18 protein-coding genes are annotated in these 18,535 nt (G+C 64.5%); 9 read left to right on the top strand and 9 right to left on the bottom strand.

Going from position 1 to position 18,535, the window contains the following annotated elements:
* Positions 1–142: 142 nt before the first annotated feature.
* The 9 genes from AC1RRT_RS10545 to AC1RRT_RS10505 form a co-directional block, all read right to left on the bottom strand.
* Complete coding sequence (locus AC1RRT_RS10545; RefSeq protein ID WP_493013751.1) at positions 143–925, bottom strand: heme ABC transporter ATP-binding protein; 783 nt, start codon at positions 923–925, stop codon at positions 143–145.
* Positions 922–1,974, bottom strand: a complete 1,053-nt coding sequence (locus AC1RRT_RS10540) for a FecCD family ABC transporter permease (protein ID WP_493013750.1) — start codon at positions 1,972–1,974, stop codon at positions 922–924. Before AC1RRT_RS10540 ends, AC1RRT_RS10545 begins: the two co-directional genes overlap by 4 nt.
* Before the next feature lie 4 nt (positions 1,975–1,978).
* A complete protein-coding gene (locus tag AC1RRT_RS10535; protein WP_493013749.1) occupies positions 1,979–2,911 on the bottom strand; it encodes a heme/hemin ABC transporter substrate-binding protein in 933 nt (310 codons plus the stop codon).
* Positions 2,866–3,918, bottom strand: coding sequence for a hemin-degrading factor (locus tag AC1RRT_RS10530; RefSeq protein WP_493013748.1), 1,053 nt, complete (start codon positions 3,916–3,918; stop codon positions 2,866–2,868). Before AC1RRT_RS10530 ends, AC1RRT_RS10535 begins: the two co-directional genes overlap by 46 nt.
* Before the next feature lie 151 nt (positions 3,919–4,069).
* Positions 4,070–6,148: a TonB-dependent hemoglobin/transferrin/lactoferrin family receptor gene (locus AC1RRT_RS10525; protein WP_493013747.1), complete on the bottom strand. Its 2,079-nt coding sequence runs from the start codon at positions 6,146–6,148 to the stop codon at positions 4,070–4,072.
* A 248-nt stretch (positions 6,149–6,396) separates the two neighbouring features.
* Positions 6,397–6,804 carry a carboxymuconolactone decarboxylase family protein gene (locus AC1RRT_RS10520; RefSeq protein WP_493013746.1) on the bottom strand — a complete coding sequence of 136 codons (408 nt, stop codon included), beginning with the start codon at positions 6,802–6,804 and terminating at the stop codon, positions 6,397–6,399.
* 11 nt (positions 6,805–6,815) lie between these two features.
* Positions 6,816–7,313, bottom strand: coding sequence for a cell wall hydrolase (locus AC1RRT_RS10515; protein ID WP_493013745.1), 498 nt, complete (start codon positions 7,311–7,313; stop codon positions 6,816–6,818).
* A gap of 3 nt (positions 7,314–7,316) precedes the next feature.
* Positions 7,317–7,919 carry a 2-hydroxychromene-2-carboxylate isomerase gene (locus AC1RRT_RS10510; RefSeq protein ID WP_493013744.1) on the bottom strand — a complete coding sequence of 201 codons (603 nt, stop codon included), beginning with the start codon at positions 7,917–7,919 and terminating at the stop codon, positions 7,317–7,319.
* A gap of 21 nt (positions 7,920–7,940) precedes the next feature.
* Entirely contained in the window at positions 7,941–9,257 is a 1,317-nt protein-coding gene (locus AC1RRT_RS10505; protein WP_493013743.1) for a deoxyguanosinetriphosphate triphosphohydrolase, read from the bottom strand.
* A gap of 124 nt (positions 9,258–9,381) precedes the next feature.
* Between AC1RRT_RS10505 and AC1RRT_RS10500 the strand changes: the two genes are divergently transcribed.
* From AC1RRT_RS10500 to AC1RRT_RS10460, 9 genes are all read left to right on the top strand, one after another.
* Positions 9,382–11,094, top strand: a complete 1,713-nt coding sequence (locus AC1RRT_RS10500) for a sensor histidine kinase (RefSeq protein WP_493013742.1) — start codon at positions 9,382–9,384, stop codon at positions 11,092–11,094.
* Between the two features lie 142 nt (positions 11,095–11,236).
* Entirely contained in the window at positions 11,237–11,680 is a 444-nt protein-coding gene (locus AC1RRT_RS10495; RefSeq protein WP_493013741.1) for an SRPBCC family protein, read from the top strand.
* A gap of 282 nt (positions 11,681–11,962) precedes the next feature.
* The gene (locus tag AC1RRT_RS10490) at positions 11,963–12,745 is read left to right on the top strand and encodes an IclR family transcriptional regulator (protein ID WP_493013740.1); all 783 of its coding nucleotides are present in this window, start codon (positions 11,963–11,965) and stop codon (positions 12,743–12,745) included.
* Complete coding sequence (locus tag AC1RRT_RS10485; protein ID WP_493013739.1) at positions 12,742–13,938, top strand: CaiB/BaiF CoA transferase family protein; 1,197 nt, start codon at positions 12,742–12,744, stop codon at positions 13,936–13,938. The genes AC1RRT_RS10490 and AC1RRT_RS10485 overlap by 4 nt, the downstream gene beginning before the upstream one ends.
* A gap of 10 nt (positions 13,939–13,948) precedes the next feature.
* Positions 13,949–14,773 carry a citryl-CoA lyase gene (locus tag AC1RRT_RS10480; RefSeq protein WP_493013738.1) on the top strand — a complete coding sequence of 275 codons (825 nt, stop codon included), beginning with the start codon at positions 13,949–13,951 and terminating at the stop codon, positions 14,771–14,773.
* Between the two features lie 84 nt (positions 14,774–14,857).
* Complete coding sequence (locus tag AC1RRT_RS10475; RefSeq protein ID WP_493013737.1) at positions 14,858–15,838, top strand: Bug family tripartite tricarboxylate transporter substrate binding protein; 981 nt, start codon at positions 14,858–14,860, stop codon at positions 15,836–15,838.
* Complete coding sequence (locus tag AC1RRT_RS10470; RefSeq protein ID WP_493013736.1) at positions 15,839–16,312, top strand: tripartite tricarboxylate transporter TctB family protein; 474 nt, start codon at positions 15,839–15,841, stop codon at positions 16,310–16,312.
* Positions 16,312–17,790, top strand: a complete 1,479-nt coding sequence (locus AC1RRT_RS10465; RefSeq protein WP_493013735.1) for a tripartite tricarboxylate transporter permease — start codon at positions 16,312–16,314, stop codon at positions 17,788–17,790. Before AC1RRT_RS10470 ends, AC1RRT_RS10465 begins: the two co-directional genes overlap by 1 nt.
* Positions 17,791–18,048: 258 nt before the next feature.
* Positions 18,049–18,531: a PaaI family thioesterase gene (locus AC1RRT_RS10460; protein WP_493013734.1), complete on the top strand. Its 483-nt coding sequence runs from the start codon at positions 18,049–18,051 to the stop codon at positions 18,529–18,531.
* Positions 18,532–18,535: the final 4 nt, after the last annotated feature.

Raw genomic sequence — 18,535 nt, 5'->3', positions numbered from 1 at the left:
CCTGCTTCCAGGCTGCCGGCGGCAATCAGCATGATGCCGGCCAGTGCAGCAGCGGCAGCGTCTCGCCCAGAAACAGCATCCCAAACACCGCGGTTATGGCCACGCTCAGCTTGTCGACCGGCTCGACTCGTGCGGGCCAGGATTAATGTAAGACCGGTCCGCTGATCACCAGGCAGCCATCCAGTACGCGGCCCTCGACGGCGAAAATGCGGCGCAGTATGTCTGGCCCCAGCACCGCCTGCGGCGGGTCGAGCGCCTCCAGCCTGCCGTTGTTGAGCACCAGCACACGGTCGGCATAGCGATAGGCCAGGTTCAGGTCGTGCAGCACGGTGGCGACGGCCGCGCCGCGCCGCGCCAGGTCATGCGCCAGGTTCAGCACGCCATGGGCATGCGAGAGATCGAGGCTGGCGGTCGGCTCGTCCAGCAGCAGCACAGGCGGCACCGCCGGCGCCGCTTCGAAATCAAGTTGCGCCATCACCCGGGCGAGCTGCACACGCTGCTGCTCGCCGCCGGACAGCGTGCCATAGGTGCGCTGGGCCAGATGTGCGATATCGGCAGCAGCCAGCGCCTGCTGGACCGCACGCGTATCGCCGGCACGATCATTGCGCTCCCGGAAGGGCGCGCGGCCCAGCGCCACCACATCCCAGACCGGCAACGAGAAACCCAGGCGCGAGGCCTGTGGCATCACGGCGCGGCGGCGCGCCAGCGCCAGCGGCGTCCATTGCCGCAGCGGTCGATCATCAAGATGTACCGCACCGCCATCGGGCGCCAGATCGCCGGCCATCCCGGAGAGCAGCGTGGTCTTGCCTGCGCCATTGGGACCGACGATGGCCAGCAGTTCGCCGGGCTGAAGCTGAAAGCTGACCTTGTCCAGCAGCAGGCGGCCCTTGCGCTGCACGGTGATGTTGTCGACCCGCAGGCTCATGGCAGGAAATCCTTGCGCGAGCGCCAGAGCAGGCTGAGGAAGACCGGGGCGCCGATCAGGCAAGTGAGCAAGCCGAGCGGCAGTTCGGCCGGCGCCACAATGATGCGGGCGACCAGATCGGCGCCGATCAGCAGCGCCGCGCCCAGAATGGCCGAGAGCGGCAGTAGGCGGCCATGCTGCGGCCCGGCGATCAGGCGCACCACATGCGGCACCAGCAGGCCGACGAAGCCAACGGTGCCACTGACCGAGACGGCGCCCCCCACGGCCAGCGCCGTGCACAGGCAGGCAAGCCGCTTCACGTATTCGACGCGATAGCCCAGATGCGCCGCCTCGCGCTCGCCCAGATTCAGCGCATCCAGCGCGCGGGCGAACCAGGGCAGCGCCAGAAACGGCACCAGCGCAAAGGGCGCCAGCATCATCACGGTCTGCCAGCGCGCCCCGCCGACACTGCCAAATGTCCAGAACGAGATGTCGCGCAGCTGGTTGTCATTGGCGAGGAAGATCAGGAAACCGGTCATCGACAGCGCGATGGCATTGAAGGCGATGCCGGCCAGCAGCAGCATTGGCACCACCGTGATGCCGTCGACCAGCGCCACGCGGTAGATCATCGCGATCACCAGAAGGCCGCCGCAAAAAGCGCCGAGCGGCAGCAGCACCGGCTGCCAGGCCGGCGGCAGCACGGAACCGGTCAACACGATCACGCTGGCCGCCGCCACCGTCGCACCGGCGGAGACACCGATCAGGGTGGGATCGGCGAGCGGATTGCGAAACAGGCCCTGCATGATGCCGCCCGAGATGCCGAGCGCCGCGCCGACCAGGCCGGCCAGCAGCACGCGCGGCAGGCGCAGATGCAGCACGATGGCTTCATGGCGGCTTTCGCTGGCCTGACCGACCAGGGCGGACAGCACATCCATGGGCGACAGCGAGACCGCACCGATGCCCAGTCCCGCCATGGCGGCAATCAGCAGCAGGGCCAGCGCACCGCCAACCAGCACCGGCAGACGCAGGCGCAACGGGGCGGCGCCGGCCGAAACCTCGATCACGCTCATGCCCTCATATCCAGGGACGCGCCGGCAGGGCCGGCAGCCCGGCGCCGGGATGCAACAGTTCGGCCAAGTCGCGCGTGGCATGTGCAATACGCGGCCCCAGGCCCAGCATGTAGAGCGTGTCCATTGCATGCACGCGGCCATCGCGCACGGCGCGTGTGGATTTCAGCGCCGGCAGGGCGGCGACGCCGGCAGCTCCACCCAGCGCCTCGAAGGAATGGCCGGGCAGCAGGATGACATCGGGGTCGGCAGCCAGCGCCGCTTCGGCATTCAGCGGTTTGAAATTCTTGTAATCGGTCACGACATTCTGCGCGCCGGCCAGCCGCAGCATGACATCGGCCGAAGTTTCCTGGCCGCCGGCCAGGATATTGCCGTTGCTGGTGCTGAGCACAAACAGCACGCGCGGCCGCTTCAGCGGCGTCACCATCGCCTGCACGGCCTGCTGGTCGACCTCCACCGCATCGGCGACTACCCTACCTTCGGCACCACGGCCGACGGCCTCCCCGACCATGCGGATTTTCTTCGGCACCGCTGGATCGGTATAACTCTCCGGCACCACCAGCAGCGGCACGCCGGCCGCTTTCAGCTGCGCGATGGTCGCCGGCGGGCCGGCATGATCCGATGCGATCAGCAAGCTGGGTGACAGCGAAAGGATGCCTTCGGCGCTAAGCGTACGCACATAACCGATCTGCGGCAGCTTGCTGGTCAGGCTGTAGGGATACAGGCTGGTGGAGTCAACGCCGGCGAGCCGGTCGCCCAGCCCCAGCGCCACCACGATTTCCGTGAGCGCGCCGCCGGCGACGACCAATCGTTGGTCGGCGGGCGCTGCAAAGCCGATGCGCGGCAGCGTTGCCGCCGCCGCCATCGTTCCCAACAGGGCACGCCGGGTCAGCATCACGCCGCCGCCCGCGTCACCAGCGATTCGGCCAGGCTGCGCCATTCCTGCAGCTCCGGATTGCCCGGCTTGCGCTTGCCGAAGAAGGAGACGATCAGCTCGCCATCCTTGTCGAAGAGTTCGAGCGAAGTGACGGTGCCGTCGACGCTGGGCTTGCGCACCAGCCAGCTCGACACGATGGCATCCTCGCGCAGATGCAGGTTGAACATCGGGTCCAGGACGTTGAACCAGGGGCCGGTCGGCACCAAACGCTTCACCGGGCCGGTGTGAATTTGGATCATGCCGGGATTGCCGACGAAAACCATGATCGGCAGGTCGGAAGCGGAAGCCGCCTCCATCATGCGCCGCGCACTGTCATTCGTCACCGGTTCGGCGAATTCGCGGCCGGCCAGACGGAAGGCCTGTTCACGCGCCACCTTGTGCTTGCGCAACAGCGGGAAGAAATCATGCGTATCCTTCAACGCCGCCCATTCACTGCGCAGCGCGGATGCATCGATCTCGACATCAGGCCGCGGTGCCGGTTTCACCGCGGCCGGCTTGATCGCCAGCTCGGCGGACTGTTCGGGCGCGCGGAATGTCCCGGCAATTGCCGCGAAGGCCGCCGCATCCGTCTTCTCGGTGGCGTAGATCTTGTGGATCGCCTGACCGGCGGCATCAAAGAACTGCAGGCTGTTGCGCGGGCCGGCCTTGGTCTCTTCCGAAACGGCAAAGCCATGCGCCCAGGGGCCGAAGAAGATGCGCAGGTCGATATCCTCGCCGACGATGAGACCGACATGGCCTTCGACGGACAGGTCCCCATACACACCGTGGCGTTCATGCACGATGGAATTGTTTCGGGTCAGCGCCATCACCTCGCCCGCCCCGCCGACGGCGCGGATGATCTCCGGCCAGGGGCCGGTCAGGCGGGTAACGCCGTTGCCCAGACGCGTGACGAGAAGCTCGGCTTCACTCACACCCAGGCGCTGAGCGGCATCGCGGATGCGCAGGTTGGTTTCACTCGCACGCAGAGCGGCCCAGCGTTCGGCAAGTGTAGTGGCGGTCTGGCTGGTCATGGAACGGTCTCCCGATCTCTGGAATGGAAAGGTAGGGCGAAAACTGACGGATACAAACGGCGGTAAACGCAAGCACGGCCAGCGCGGGATGGGGCTCCCGGCCGGCCGGCTCAGACTGCTATGTGACGCATAGGCCGCCGACAGGCGGCGATCAGAACCCCTTGGTGTAGCTGACGGAAACACGGTAATCGCGGCCTTCCTCGTAGAGCGAGGCCAGGTGGCGGCGATAGGTATTGTCGAAGATGTTCTCGACCCCGGCGTCGACGCGGAAGCCCTGCAGGAATTCCGGCATCGGGAACCACGACACGAAGACGCTATGTACAGCGTAGCCGCTGGTGGTGGGGGTGGCCGAGGTGGCCGTACCGCTGACGAATTCCCGACCGCTGACATTGTCCTGCGCCGCGACGAACTCGCCGCGCCAGCCAAACCTCACTCCATATTCCGGCAGCTTGGCGCCGAGGACGGCGGTGAACTTGTCGGCCGGCATCGAGTCCAGTGAGCTGCCATCGCGATCATTCTTGCCGCGGATGCGCGCATAGCCCAGCGACCCGAAGGCGAAGCGGTTGTCGTAAGCCGCCGAAAGCTCCGCGCCCTGGATGACGGCCTCTGGAATATTCAGGTTGGTGGTGCTGCCCCCTGCGGCCGTACCGGTGACGACGGTTTCGATGAAGTCTTCGGCCTTGGTGTAGAAGTATGTCGCATTCAGCCGCACACTGTCCTTGTCGGTCGCGACATTGTCGAACTTGAAGCGGAAGCCGCCTTCCGCCGTTTCGGTGGATTCGGGCCGCAGGTTCGGGTTCGGAATGAAGTTATTGGTCGGGCCGAGATGCGGACCGGCAACATACATTTCCAGCAGGCTGGGGGCACGGAAGCCGTAGCCATAGGAGCTGTAGAGACTGGCCCAGTTCGTCGCCTGCCAGTTGGCCGCCAGCTTGGGCGAGAACTTGCTCTCATCAACATCGCGGGCCGTGTTGGCCTTGAGTTGATACTGGTCGTAACGACCTGATGGGGTCAGGGTGAAGCCCTTGAACAGCTCGATCTCGTCCTGGACGTAATAGCCCGACACTTCACCGAAGGCGGTCGGATAGCCCGGACGCGCCGCGTTGTTGCGGTAGGCCTTCTGGTTATCCTGGTAATATTCCGTACCGAAGGTCACGGCATGCTTAAGGCTTCCGGTGTCGAACCGCGACGTGTTGTAGACATCGAAGCCGTCGGTGCTGTGATAGGTGGTGTCGTAGCGCGCGGCGGCAGGCGGCAGGCGGCGTTCGCTCGAGGTCAGTTCGTTGCGGTACAGCTTCAGGGTCGGATTGACCAGTGGCATGTCCGGATTGGCATAGGAATAGGTCGCCGCATAGGTGTTCAGATAGGTGTAGCGGCTGACCGGATAGGCTTCGGTGGCGCTCTGCTGTGCATCGGGATTCGACAGCGTGTCGCCATCTTCCTTGAAGCGGATCACGGTCAGGCCGAGCTTGTGGTTCTCGGCCGGACGCAATGTCGCCTTCAGCAGCACGTCGCGCAGGTCTTCAGCCGAATAGGCCAACTCGCGGTCATCGCCCTGCTTCAGGGCGCCGCTTGCACGATAGGAGACGTTGCCCAGCAGTTCGACCTTGTCCTGCACACGGCCAAATGCACCTGCGCTAACATAGTTTTCGCTCCCCGCCGTGCTGTGGCCATATTTGGTGCGGAAGCCGTAATTCTGACCCGCCTCGAGGAAGTCGGAAGCGTCCCTGGTCTCCATGGAGACCACGCCACCAATGGCGCCCGAACCATGCAGGGCCGAGTTGCTGCCGCGCACGACTTCAACCTGCTTCAGCAGCTCGGGATCGAGGAAGAAGCGGCCTTTGTGGCCGGCGTTGAAATTCTGGCGCGCGCCATCGAGCGTGGTGACCACGCGCTGGCCACCCATGCCGCGGATATTGATGTCCTGGCCGATACGGCGCGGACCGCCGGTCATTTCGACGCCGGGCAGCTCGCGGAACAGATCGTCCATCTTCGACGGGCTGCGGCTGTCGATCGTCTCCATGTCGATGATCGAGATATTGGCCGGCACTTCATCGAGCTTGTGCTCGGTCTTGGTGGCCGTGACCGTCACCGGATCAAGCAGAACGCCGCCATAGGACAGGCCCTGCGCCACCTGCTGCTGCGCAAAGGCAGGCACGCCCAGGCCACCGGCCAGCGTCAGGCCCAGAAAAGTCGTTGCGAAATAGCGATTTCGATTGGATGCGCTCACGACGCCAATCCCCCAACAATGGGCACTTCGGCCCTGTTTCATGTTGTGGCTGGCTGCCTGCCGCGAGCGTGCCGCGGGTGGGTGGCTGGCTAAGTCGTGTCTCTCTTAACCTGTCACAATCAGATTAGCAACTAGGAAGCATTCGCAACAATGCAAAAAAGGATTGCGGAGAAATGTATTAAAATCAATATGATAAAATGGGAGGGCGGCGACGGCTTGGCCGAATGTCGGGCCCTCCCGGTGACGGGTCAGGCTTTCGGCTTCACCGCGCCGGCGGCTTCCAGCACCTCGTTGGCGGCCTTGAAGGCATCCAGTCCGGCCGGAATGCCGCAGTAGATGGTGGCGTGCAGCAGCACTTCCTTGATCTCGTCGACGGTGACGCCGTTGTTCAGCGCGCCTTTTACATGCAGCTTGATCTCGGGCGCGCGGTTGAGCGCGGTGAGCATGGCGAGGTTCAGCATGCTGCGGGTCTTGCGATCCAGACCCGGACGGTCCCAGCCATAGCCCCAGCACCATTCGGTGGTGATGTTTTGAAAGGCCATCATGAAATCGTTGGCCTTCGCGATCGAGCTGTCGACATACTCGGCGCCCAGCACCTCGCGGCGCACCTTCAGGCCGGCTTCAAACAGCGCCTTGGTTTCATCACTCTTCGCCATGTTTCGCTCCTTCAGCGGTAGAATATGTGATCGCCGATGCGGCCCAGAGTCTTGCGCTTCTTGGCCCAGACCGGCGGCTTGATCTTGGCGCTGTGAAAATACAGCGCGCCATTGGTCGGATCCTTCGCGCCAGCCTGCATGGCCATGCGGGTGCTCTCGACCGCTTCTTTCCAATTCTCATCTTCCGTGGGCTCGTCGCGTTTGCCGTCGCACCACCAGGAGAACTGGCACCCCTTCTTCCCCCTTTCCGCCTTTTGCGAAACCACGCCGCAGATCGTGTTGGGGAATTTCGGATTCTTCGTGCGATTCAGCACGGTATGCGCTACCGCGAGCTGGCCCTCGCGCGTTTCGGTCTTGCCTTCCCAGTAGACCGCCAATGCCAGGCATTTGCTTTCGGCACTTAACGGCTTCGCCGGCTCGGCGACCGCGACTTGCGCTGCGGTTTCCTGCGCGGCAGCGGCGCCGCATGCAAGGACGGCCGCGAGCACAAGAACCAGCAACGCGCGCATGTTCTAGCCGGCCTTGGCGAGCGCGCGGTCGACAAACTCCAGACGATCCTGGCCCCAGAAGGGTTCGCCGTTCAGCACAAAGAACGGCGCACCGAACACACCGGCATCGATGGCCTGCTGGGTGCCGCGATCATATTCTTTCTGCACGGACTCGGTTTCGGCGGCCTTGAACAGCTTGGCCGGATCGAGGCCGGCTTCGGTGATGATCTCTTCCAGGATTTCAGGATCGGCGAGGTTGCGGTCCTCGGCCCAGACAGCGCGCATCATTGCATGCGCCAGCGTAATGGCATCGTCACCGGCATCACGCGCGGCAACCACCAGCTTCGCTGCCAGCGCCTCATTCAGCGGGAACACCGAAGGCTGCGGGATCAGCTTGATGCCGAGATGCTCGCTCCAGCGCTTCAGTTCGAACAGGCGATAGGTCTGGCGCTGCTTGGCGCGCTTGGCCAGCGGCAGCCCGCCGCTGGCATCGAACACCGCCAGCGCTCCCATCGGGATGATATTGACCTTGGCCTGATGCTTCGCAGCGATTGCCTCGAACCGCTTCGACCCCAGATAGGCCCAGGGCGATGTGATGAAGACATAATAGTCGATCTGCGCCGCCATGAATCCTCCGAGGACGTGTTTTTATTGCAAGCCGCGCAGACGCTGGAACTGCCGCAGCGCGTAAGAATCAGTCATGCCGCTGATGAAGTCGGTCACGGTCAGCAGCCAGTCATAACGCCCGGCCCCGGTCTTGGGTTTCTGCGGCATCAGGCGCAACAGCGCGCGCTGTCTCGGCGCCAGCGCCGTCAGCGTGCCGCCAGCCAGTTCCAGCGCATGATGGGCGCCGCAGAAGGCATCCAGCAGGCTGGTCAGCACCTCGCCGCCCATGACTTCGGTCTGGAAGCGCTCGCGCGTCTCGAAGATGCGGCTGCGGGTAAAGCCGGCGATCTCGTTCAGCGCCGGCGCGACGACAGTGCGGCTGAGCAAGTCGCCCTCGAAGCGGCCGGCCAGTATCTCGGTCTCGTGATCGAGGAAGACCTTCACCGCCAGATCGATCAGGTCACCAATCACCTTGGCGCGCAGATAGGCGATCTTCCAGGTCTCATCCTCGATCTCGACATAGCGCGGCGGCATCTTTTGCAGCAGCTTCTTCAGCCGCTCTTCCGCCTGCGCAAAGGTGATGCGGCCGAGCTTGAAGCCGTCCTCGATATCCACCACCGAGTAGCAAATGTCGTCGGCCGCCTCGACCAGATAGGTCAGTGGATGACGGGCGAAGCGGTCCTGGCCCAAAGAGAGCAGCCCGGCATTGCGCGCCACTTCCTCGAACTGCTCGGTCTCGGCGGCGAAATGGCCGAACTTGCCCTTGGCCGGATCGGCGGCCGGGCTGCCGAAGGGGTATTTCATGAAGGTGGCAAGCGTCGCGCAGGTCAGCCGCAGGCCGCCGGCATCGCGCCAGTTCTGCAGCCGGGTCATCACGCGGAAGCCCTGCGCGTTGCCCTCGAAATGCAGGAAGTCACGGCGCTCGGCCTCGGACAGACCCTGCATCAGCGGCGCGCCGGGGCCGGAGCGGAACCAGTGCTGGATCGTCGCCTCGCCGAAATGGCCAAATGGCGGGTTGCCAATATCGTGACCGAGGCAGGCGGCCGCGACGATATGGCCGAACTCGGCCGCGCCGATGCCGCCCAGATCGCCATGGCGCGCCAGCACGGTCTGCCCCACCTGGGCACCGAGCGAGCGGCCGACGGAGGAGACCTCCATCGAATGGGTCAGCCGGTTGCGCACATAGTCGCTCTCCGGGAGCGAGTGAACCTGCGTTTTATCCTGCAGCCGGCGGAAGGCTGAACAGAAGACCACGCGGTCCCAGTCCTTCTGGAAGGGATTGCGGGCTGGCGTCACCGGTTCGGCGGTTTCGTGACCGAGCCGCTGGGCCGACAGCAGGCGGGACCATTGCATTGTCATGGCGGGCATCGTGGAGAGAAGCCCCCACCCTTTCAAGGCTTTGCCTCACGGAAGTGCCATCGCCGGTTAATCAAATAACAATCATCTGACCATAAGAGTGAAGAAACAGGACCAGCCGACGACCATGACCTTCCCGATCATCGCCGCCATAGCCATCGCCGCGCCGCTGGTCGTCACCCTGATCTGCTATTTCACCTGGCGGCGCCTGGACGGCGGCCGCCATCTGATGTTCTGGGCCATCGGCCATGCTGGCTTGGCCGTCGCACTCGGCCTGCTGGGCTTCACCGAGTGGACCAATCCGCCCTGGCCGCTCACCGTTCTGGCCGTCGCCGGCAATCAGCTATGGACCGTGATGCTGGCAGCCGGCATCCGTGTGCTGATCGGCAAGTCCGACAGCCTGCGCAACACCCTGCTGCTGGTCGGTGTGGTGACGGTGGCGGTGCTGCTGCTGCAGACACTCAGCGAGACCTTCTACTACCTGGCGCCGACGGTGATCGGCGCCCTGTTCCTGACCTATGCGGGCATGACGCTGCTGCGGCACCGCCGCTCGATCCTCTACACCTTCACCGGCATCCTGCTGCTGGTGCGCGCCATGCTGACGCTGTCGTTGGGCCTGAAGCTTCTGCAGGTGGCCGAGCTAAACAGCGCGCTGACCTCCTCGATCTTCGTCAACCTGCTGACCGGCCTTGGCCTGATCCTGATGGAATTCGACAACGCGCGGCACCGCGAGGCACAGGCGCGCGACGGTGAACGCGAGACGCGTGAATTCTTCGAGACCGTGCTGGACGTGATGCCGGCGACCATGACCTACAAGGACATCACGCTGCGCTACCGCATCATCAACCGGCGCATGCACGAGTTGATGGCGATGTATGGCAGCGACTTCATCGGCCGCACCTGGGCCGAGATCGTCGGCGATGTCGCGGCCGGCATCGTGGAAGAGGCCGACCGCCGCATCCTGGAAACCGGCGCGCCCGAGCACATGGAGCAGGTCTGGACCGGGCCGGACGGCCGGCGCCTGGTGCTGTTCGCCCTGAAAGTGCCGCTGCGCGACACGGCCGGCCATGTCATCGGCATCATCACCTGCGGCGTCGACATCACGCGGCTCAAGGAAACCGAGGCCCAGTTGATCGAGCAGCGCGAGGCGGCCGAGACGGCGAGCCGCGTCAAGACCAGCTTCCTCGCCAACATGAGCCACGAGCTGCGCACACCGCTCAATGCCATCATCGGCTTCGCCGACATGATGGCCGCCGGTTACGCCGGGCCGTTGACGCCGCGCCAGCAGGATTACGCCGTCAACGTGCGCGATTCCGGCGAGCATCTACTGCGCCTGGTCAATGACATCCTTGACCTTTCGCGGCTGGAAAGCGGCCGCCTGGAAATCAGCGCCGAGGATTGCGATTTCGACCAGATCGCGCAGAGCGCGCTGGCCATGGTGGAACCGCAGGCGCGCCAGGCGCAGGTGACACTGGATTTCGAGCCGCAGCAGCTCCGTTTACACGCCGACGAACGCGCGCTGACCCAGATCCTGATCAACCTGCTGGGCAACGCGGTGAAGTTCAATCGCCCCGGCGGCACCGTCACCTTACGCGCCACCGAGGTCAACGGCGTGATCCGCATCCGCGTCAGCGATACCGGCATCGGCATGAGCGAGGCGGAAAGCCGCGCCGTAGTGCAGCCGCTGTATCGCTCCGACGTCTATCGCAGCCGCGCCAACAGCGGCGCCGGCCTCGGCCTGTCGATCTGCCGCAGCCTGGTCGAACTGCATGGCGGCCGCATGGAACTGCGCAGCGAACCCGGCGTCGGCACCACGGTGGAAATTGCCCTGCCGGCGTGATGCTCTGCACAAAGATCACGCCCCTGTGCGCTGCATGAGCCTTGGTTTTGCTGTTTCGCATTTCAATACTGTGACCAGCCCAATACACCATGCTCACCAGGGATAATCCGTGAGAAACCTGAGACCATTAACACTCGACACAATGTCTGCACTGCCAATCCATATTGAAGTGAGTGCTGTATTGCCGGCTTCAGTTAACCGTGTGTTCGAGACGCTCGCAGACCCCGAATCCTGGCCGCAGTGGTTTTCCTTTATTCGTCACGTGCATTATCTGGACGCACAACGTGGCGTCGATGCCGAACGCGATGTGACCACCAAGATCGGCGTCATCCGCGAGCGCTTTCTGGCTTGGCAACCGAATCGTTTCAGTTTTTTCGTGAGCCAGAGCGACGCAGCCGGCTTAGCGGCTTTTGCAGAAGATTATCAAATCGAAGCACTCGGCGAGCGCAGCCGCCTGACCTGGCATGTCTATGCCGACCTCCAGCCGCCATTTCGCCCCTTGGCTTTCATTGTGCCGCCGGTGGGTCGCTTGATGTTTTCCAAGAGCCTGCGCGACTTGAGTGCCTGGCTCGATACTCATCGATAAATCCCGACTGAGGCGAATTCTTTTATTTCGTCTGATTTCGCTTCGTTCGTGTTCGCTGGGCTTCGTTCGGCTTCGTTTCTGTTCGTTTCGCTTCGTTCGAGTTCGTTTCGCTTCGTTTGCACTGGTCCAGCATTGCTTAAAAAAGAACAAAACAAGAATATAGTAGCTTGATCCATAAGGCAAGCCAGCTCCTTGCCTGCCGCCCACGCTTTTATTAAAATAGAATATCGTTCTATTAGATAGAACGATGGGAGTGAACCAAAGCGAGGACGGCGCCGGCGCATGGCCAAGGCTTCCGCGACCACATCCACGACGACAGACCCCGTCGAATCCAGCGGCGTCGCCGCTGTCGATCGCGCGCTGTCCATCCTGGCCGCCTTCACCGCCGAGGACCGCAGCCTGACGCTGGCCGAGCTGGCGCTGCGCACCGGCCTGTACAAAAGCACCATCCTGCGCCTGGCCCAGTCGCTGATCGCACGCCGGCTGCTGCTGCGGCTGGATGACGGCCGCTATCGGCTGGGCAGCGAGCTGCTGCGGCTGGGCGCGCTGTGCCAGCAGACGTTTGCCATGGGCGATGCGCTGTTGCCGGCGATGCGCGCGCTGGTGGCCGAGACCGGCGAGAGCGTCGCCTTCTATGTGCCCGAGAATGATGCGCGCATCTGCCTCTATCGCATCCAGTCGACCCACGCCGTGCGCTATCACGTGCGCGAGGGCGATCGCCTGCCACTGGATGCCGGATCGGCCGGCCGCGTCATCGCCGCCTTCCTGCATGACAGCCGCGACGAGCCATATCCCACCATCCGCCAACACCTGCATCACGCGTCGTTTGGCGAGCGCGACCCAGACATCGCCGGCATCGCCGCGCCGGTCTTCGGCCCCGACCATCATCTGATCGGCGCGCTGACCGTGGCCGGGCCGCGCTCGCGCGTGACCGAAGCCTTCGTCACCAGCGCCCGTGCCCCTTTGCTGCAGGCCGCCGCGAAGGCCACCTGGGCGCTGGGCGGCGACGCGGATGCACTGCGCGCCCAGGCAGAGAAAATCGCGGTGGAGGCGATGGCATCATGAGCGCGCTTCCCCTGACCGGCATTCGCGTGCTGGACCTGACCAATGTGCTGGCCGGGCCTTTCTGCACCTATCAGCTGGCCCTGATGGGCGCGGAAGTCGTGAAGATCGAGCAGCCAGGGCGCGGTGACCTGGCGCGTCGGCTGGGTGCCGACCCAATGGCCGCCAAACGCGACATGGGCGCGAGCTTCGTCGCCGTGAATGGTGGCAAGCAATCGATGACGCTGGACCTGAAGCATGCCGAAGGCAAAGCCATCCTGCGCAAGCTGGTGGCGCAGTTCGACGTGCTGGTGGAGAATTTCCGCCCCGGCGTGATGGATCGCCTGGAGCTGGGCTATGACAGGCTGAAAGAGATCAATCCGGCGCTGGTCTATTGCGCGATCTCCGGCTTCGGCAAGACCGGGCCGTTCGCCGACCGCCCGGCCTATGACCAGATCATCCAGGGCTTGTCGGGCATCATGAGCGTGACCGGCGACGTGCACAGCGCGCCGCTGCGCGTCGGCTATCCGGTCTGCGACACCGTCGGCGGGTTGACGGCGGCCTTTGGCATCGTGTCGGCGCTGTTCGGCGCCAGGCAGAGCGGACAAGGCCGCATGATCGACCTGTCGATGCTGGAGTCATCATTGGCCACCATGGGCTGGGTGGTCTCGAACTACCTGAATGCCGGGGTGACACCGGAGCCGATGGGCAACGAGAATTTCACGGCAGCGCCATCTGGCACCTTCGGCACGGCGAAAGGCCTGCTCAACATCGCCGCCAACGAGGACAAGCAGTTCGCCGCGCTGTGTGATGTTATCGGACGGGCGGACCTGGCACGCGATCCGCATTATGCGGAACGTCAGGCACGCAAGGCCAACCGCGCATTGCTGAATGCCGAAATCAGCCTGGCACTGGCGGCGCGCACGGCGGCCGAGTGGGAGAGCCTGCTGATCAAGGCCGGCGTGCCGGCCGGCCAGGTGATGGATGTGCCGGCCATCCTGAACCACGCGCAGATTTCCGAACGCGATTTCCTGCATCGCTTCGATACGCCGGACGGCGCGCAACATATGACGCGCGGCGGCTTCCGCCTCGATGATACGGCTCCGGCGCCTGCTTCACCCGCCCCGGCGCTGTCGGCCGATACGGAACGCTGGCTGAAGGTGCTGGGCTATGACGCGGCGCGGATCGAAACCCTGAAAGCCCAAGGTGCTATATGAGGGGCGCGATATGAGCATGATTGAAGAAAAGAGCGCGCAACTGGCGGCCGACTACTGGAACACGGCGATTGTCGACATCCATCCCGGCTCGATCCGCATGCGAGGCTTCGCGATTGAAGACCTGATCGGCAATGTCAGTTTCCCCGCCATGATCTGGCTGATGCTGCGCGGCGAACTGCCTGGGGAGGGCGAGGCAAAATTACTGGAGGCCGCGCTGGTCTCCGCGGTCGATCACGGCCCGCAAGCGCCCTCGATTGCGATTGCGCGCATGGCTGTGACCTGCGGCCTGCCGCTGAATGGCGCGATGGCATCCGCCGTGAATGCGCTTGATGACGTGCATGGCGGCGCCGGCGAGCAGGCCAGCGCGCTGTATCTGGATATCGACCGCCGCGTGGCTGGCGGCCAGCCACTGGGCGAGGCGGCAAAGGCCGGGCTGGATGCCTTCACGGCGGAGCATGGCAAGTTCATCCCCGGTTTCGGCCATCGCTTCCATCCCGTCGATCCGCGCGCCGGCCGGCTTTTAGCCCTGGTGGATGAAACGGCGGCACGTGGCGCGATCTCGGGGCGCTTTGCCGGCATCGCCCGCGCGGTGGAGGCTGCGCTGCAGGCCGCCAAGGGCAAGGCCATCCCGATGAATATCGATGGCGCGACCGCCGTGATCTATACCGAGCTGGGCTTCCCGCCGGCACTGGCGCGCGGCCTGTTCTGCCTGTCGCGCAGCGTCGGTATCCTGGCCCATGCCTGGGAACAATCGGGCCGTGGCGAGCGTAACAAAGGGCCCCTGCCGCGGCAGTTGCCCTACCGTTACAGCGGCCATGCCCCCCGAAGCCTGTAACGCCAGTAATTTACGAGATATTTTCTTGTTTTCGGCCGCGTAACCCGTCACCAATCACAGAACCGTATCCGGGAGAGAAACGTCATGATGAACCGCCGCAGCTTCCTGCAGTCCTCCGTCTATGCCGGCACCGCTGCCGCGCTGCTGCCCACCCTGGGCTTCGGCGATGCGCAGGCCGCCGTCGACACCCTGAAATTCTTCGTGCCCGCCAATCCCGGCGGTGGCTGGGACCAGACCGCCCGCAGCATGGAACTGGCGCTGAAGCAGGCCAACCTGATCAAGGGCGCGCAGGTGACCAATGTGGGCGGTGCCGGCGGCGCTGTCGGCCTGCCGCAGTTCGTCAACCAGTGGAAAGGCCAGGGCAACGCATTGATGGTCGCCGGCATGGTGATGGTGGGCGCGCTGCTGACCAACAAGTCGCCGATCAAGATGACGCAGACCGTGCCGATCGCGCGCCTGACCGGCGAGTTCGAGGTGATCGTGGTGCCGCCGAATTCGCCGCACAAGAATCTGAAAGACCTGATCGACGCCTTCAAGGCCGATCCGACCAAGGTGTCCTGGGCCGGCGGTTCGGCCGGCGGCTCCGACCATATCCTCGCCGGCATGATCGCCAAGGCGGCCGGCGGCGATGCCAAGAAGGTGTCCTATGTCGCCTATGCCGGCGGCGGCCCGGCCCAGGCCGCGCTGCTGGGCAACCAGGTGACCTGCGGCGTGTCGGGCTGGGGTGAGTTCAGCGAGCAGGTGAAAGCCGGCAAGCTGCGCGCGCTCGCCATCTCAGCCGACAAGCGCCAGGCCGGCATCGACGTGCCGACCATCAAGGAACAGGGCCTGGATGTGGAGCTGTTCAACTGGCGCGGCGTCTTCGCGCCCCCGGGTGTCAAGGATGCCGACAAGGCGACGATGATCGATCTGGTCACCCAGATGAGCAAGAGCGCGCCCTGGCAGGAGCAGCTCAAGACACGGGAATGGACCGACATCTTCCTGCCCGGCGATGCCTACGGCAAATTCCTGGAAGCGGAATCGGCCCGCATCGAAGCGATCCTGAAAGAACTCGGTCTCGCATAAATGGATCGCCTGAAGAAGCCGGAAACGGCCGTCGCGCTCGGCGTCGTCGCGCTGGGGTGTCTCTCCTTCTATGAGACAAGCCAGATTCCCGTCTCGCCGATGTATGCCCAGGTCGGCCCCACCGCGATGGCCTATCTGGCCAGCACGCTGCTGCTCGGTCTGGGCCTCGCGCTGCTGGCGCAGGTCTGGACCGGCGCCTGGTTCAGCCCGCCGGAAGAGACCGAGGTCACGCTCGACCTCAAGGCCATGGGCTGGCTGGTGCTGGGCCTGGTGCTCAATATCGGCCTGATCGGCCCGCTCGGTTTCATCCCGGCCTCGATGCTGCTGTTTGCCTGCACCGCGCGGGCCTTCGGCAGCACACGGCCGGGCCGCGATGCCCTGATCGGTTTCCTCTTCGCGGCGATCGCCTATTTCGGCTTCGCGCAGCTGCTCAACATCAATATCGGCGCCGGACTTCTGGAAGGCTGGATCTAATGGACACGCTGTCGCTTCTGGCCGGCGGTTTCGCCGTCGCCCTGCAGCCAATCAACCTGATGTGGGCGCTGGTCGGCGTCACCCTCGGCACCGCCATCGGCGTGCTGCCGGGCCTCGGCCCGGCGCTGACCATCGCGCTGCTGCTGCCGATCACCTTCTCGGTGCCGGCCACGGCTGCCTTCATCCTGTTCGCCGGCATCTACTACGGCGCGATGTATGGCGGCAGCACCACCTCGATCCTGTTGAACACGCCGGGCGAAAGCGCCACCATCATCACGGCGCTTGAAGGCCACAAGATGGCCCGCAAAGGCCGTGCCGCCGCAGCGCTCGCCACCGCCGCCATCGGCAGCTTCGTTGCCGGCACCATCGGCACGCTGGGGCTGACCTTTGTCGCCCCGCCGCTGGTGGAATTCGCGCTACGCTTCGGCCCGGCCGATTACTTCTCGCTGATGGTGGTGGCCTTCATCGCCGTCTCCGCCGTGCTCGGCACCAGCGTCGTGCGCGGGCTGACCGCGCTGGCCTTTGGCATCATGCTGGGCCTGGTCGGCATCGACCTGCAGACCGGCCAGCCGCGCTTCACCTTCGGTCTGCCTGAACTGCTGGACGGCATCAATGTGATCGTCGTCGCCGTGGGACTCTTCGCGGTCGGCGAGACGCTGTATCTCGCCGGGCGCCCCAAGGATGAAGTGACGCTGGTACCGCTGAAAGGCCGCGCCTTCATGACCAAGGAAGACTGGCAGCGCTCGTGGAAGCCGTGGCTGCGCGGCAGCTTCCTCGGCTTCCCCTTCGGCGCGCTGCCGGCCGGCGGCGCGGAAGTGCCGACCTTCGTCAGCTACTTCCTGGAGAAAAAACTCTCCAAGCATCCGGAAGAATTCGGCCATGGCGCCATCGAGGGCGTGGCCGGGCCGGAAGCGGCCAACAACGCATCCGCCGCCGGCGTGCTGGTGCCGATGCTGGCGCTCGGCCTGCCGACCTCGGCCACCGCCGCGATCATGCTCTCGGCTTTCCAGTCCTACGGCATCAACCCCGGCCCGCTGCTGCTGCAGAACCAGCCCGAGCTGGTCTGGGGCCTGATCGCCTCGCTCTATGTCGGCAACGTGATGCTGCTGGTGCTGAACCTGCCGCTGGCCGGCATGTGGGCGAAGATCCTCACCATCCCCTCGCCCTGGCTCTATGGCGGCATCCTGGTGTTTGCCACCATCGGCACCTATGGCATCAGCCAGTCGCCCATCGACCTGGTGCTGCTGTATCTGATCGGCGGCGTCGGCTACCTGATGCGGCGCTTCGATTTCCCCACCGCGCCGACCGTGATCGGCATGATCCTCGGGCCGTTTGCTGAACAGGAATTCCGCCGCGCGATGACCATCTCGGCCGGCGACCTGTCCACCTTCGTTACCCGTCCGCTCAGCCTGACCCTGCTGATTATTGCAGCTTTGTTGCTGGTGACACCGCTGCTGTTGCGCTTGCGCAAGCGTTAGTTTTCATGGGGTTCTGCTTGAAACCGGCGGTTGCCGAGGATTCGTGACCGCCGTCACTGCGCGCTAGGCGGGGGCGGGCTATATAGGGATCATGAAGCGGCGTGATTTTGCAGAGTCGCGCTGGTTCAGGGATACGAAGAGATTTTGCAGAGTCGCTTCGTTTTCCTATTTCCTCCCCCAATGAATACCCCCTAGAGGGCGATCTCCCCCTAGATCGCCCTCTTCTTTTTGCCTGCAGTTTTGCCCAGCATCATTGCCTTGGCTGCATGGCTTGCCTTCGGCGGCTGCATGGGCCATCACGGTTTCATGACCCGTCGTTCCAAGCCCTCTCCGGTGCCACCCGGCTTTGCCGTGCTGCCACCGGTCTCGCCCTTCTTCCGCAGCCTCGGCAAGATCTATGTCCGCGATCCCGGGAACGACGGTGATCCGGTCTACGGCCTGCATGTGCGGCCCAAGCATGCCAACCGGCATGGCACCGGCCATGGCGGCTTCCTCGCCACACTCGCTGATACCTTCATGGCCGCCTTCGTGCATCACCGCGATCCCGCGGTGGTGATGTGGACGGCGCGGATGAGCATGGAATACAAGCGGCCGGCACCGATGGGCGCCTGGCTGGAGGGCCACCTCACCGACATCACGCGCGAGGGCCGCTACATCACGGTGACCATGGAATTGCGCATTGGCGAGACGGTGGCCTGCAAGGCCAGCGCCGTGTTCAGCGTCGCCGCGAAGAAAGATTAATTGC

Source organism: Ferrovibrio sp. GW821-FHT12B10 (genome assembly GCF_058807515.1).
The sequence above is the reverse complement of the archived record's forward strand: the minus strand, read 5'-3'. Positions and strand labels throughout refer to the sequence as shown.

Bases quoted from the DNA above. Each gene is read 5' to 3' on its own strand.
- AC1RRT_RS10545 (WP_493013751.1), bottom strand. From the start codon at position 925: ATGAGCCTGCGGGTCGACAACATCACCGTGCAGCGCAAGGGCCGCCTG.
- AC1RRT_RS10540 (WP_493013750.1), bottom strand. From the start codon at position 1,974: ATGAGCGTGATCGAGGTTTCGGCCGGCGCCGCCCCGTTGCGCCTGCGT.
- AC1RRT_RS10535 (WP_493013749.1), bottom strand. From the start codon at position 2,911: ATGGCGCAGCCTGGCCGAATCGCTGGTGACGCGGGCGGCGGCGTGATG.
- AC1RRT_RS10530 (WP_493013748.1), bottom strand. From the start codon at position 3,918: ATGACCAGCCAGACCGCCACTACACTTGCCGAACGCTGGGCCGCTCTG.
- AC1RRT_RS10520 (WP_493013746.1), bottom strand. From the start codon at position 6,804: ATGGCGAAGAGTGATGAAACCAAGGCGCTGTTTGAAGCCGGCCTGAAG.
- AC1RRT_RS10515 (WP_493013745.1), bottom strand. From the start codon at position 7,313: ATGCGCGCGTTGCTGGTTCTTGTGCTCGCGGCCGTCCTTGCATGCGGC.
- AC1RRT_RS10510 (WP_493013744.1), bottom strand. From the start codon at position 7,919: ATGGCGGCGCAGATCGACTATTATGTCTTCATCACATCGCCCTGGGCC.
- AC1RRT_RS10505 (WP_493013743.1), bottom strand. From the start codon at position 9,257: ATGACAATGCAATGGTCCCGCCTGCTGTCGGCCCAGCGGCTCGGTCAC.
- AC1RRT_RS10500 (WP_493013742.1), top strand. From the start codon at position 9,382: ATGACCTTCCCGATCATCGCCGCCATAGCCATCGCCGCGCCGCTGGTC.
- AC1RRT_RS10495 (WP_493013741.1), top strand. From the start codon at position 11,237: ATGTCTGCACTGCCAATCCATATTGAAGTGAGTGCTGTATTGCCGGCT.
- AC1RRT_RS10490 (WP_493013740.1), top strand. From the start codon at position 11,963: ATGGCCAAGGCTTCCGCGACCACATCCACGACGACAGACCCCGTCGAA.
- AC1RRT_RS10485 (WP_493013739.1), top strand. From the start codon at position 12,742: ATGAGCGCGCTTCCCCTGACCGGCATTCGCGTGCTGGACCTGACCAAT.
- AC1RRT_RS10480 (WP_493013738.1), top strand. From the start codon at position 13,949: ATGAGCATGATTGAAGAAAAGAGCGCGCAACTGGCGGCCGACTACTGG.
- AC1RRT_RS10475 (WP_493013737.1), top strand. From the start codon at position 14,858: ATGATGAACCGCCGCAGCTTCCTGCAGTCCTCCGTCTATGCCGGCACC.
- AC1RRT_RS10470 (WP_493013736.1), top strand. From the start codon at position 15,839: ATGGATCGCCTGAAGAAGCCGGAAACGGCCGTCGCGCTCGGCGTCGTC.
- AC1RRT_RS10465 (WP_493013735.1), top strand. From the start codon at position 16,312: ATGGACACGCTGTCGCTTCTGGCCGGCGGTTTCGCCGTCGCCCTGCAG.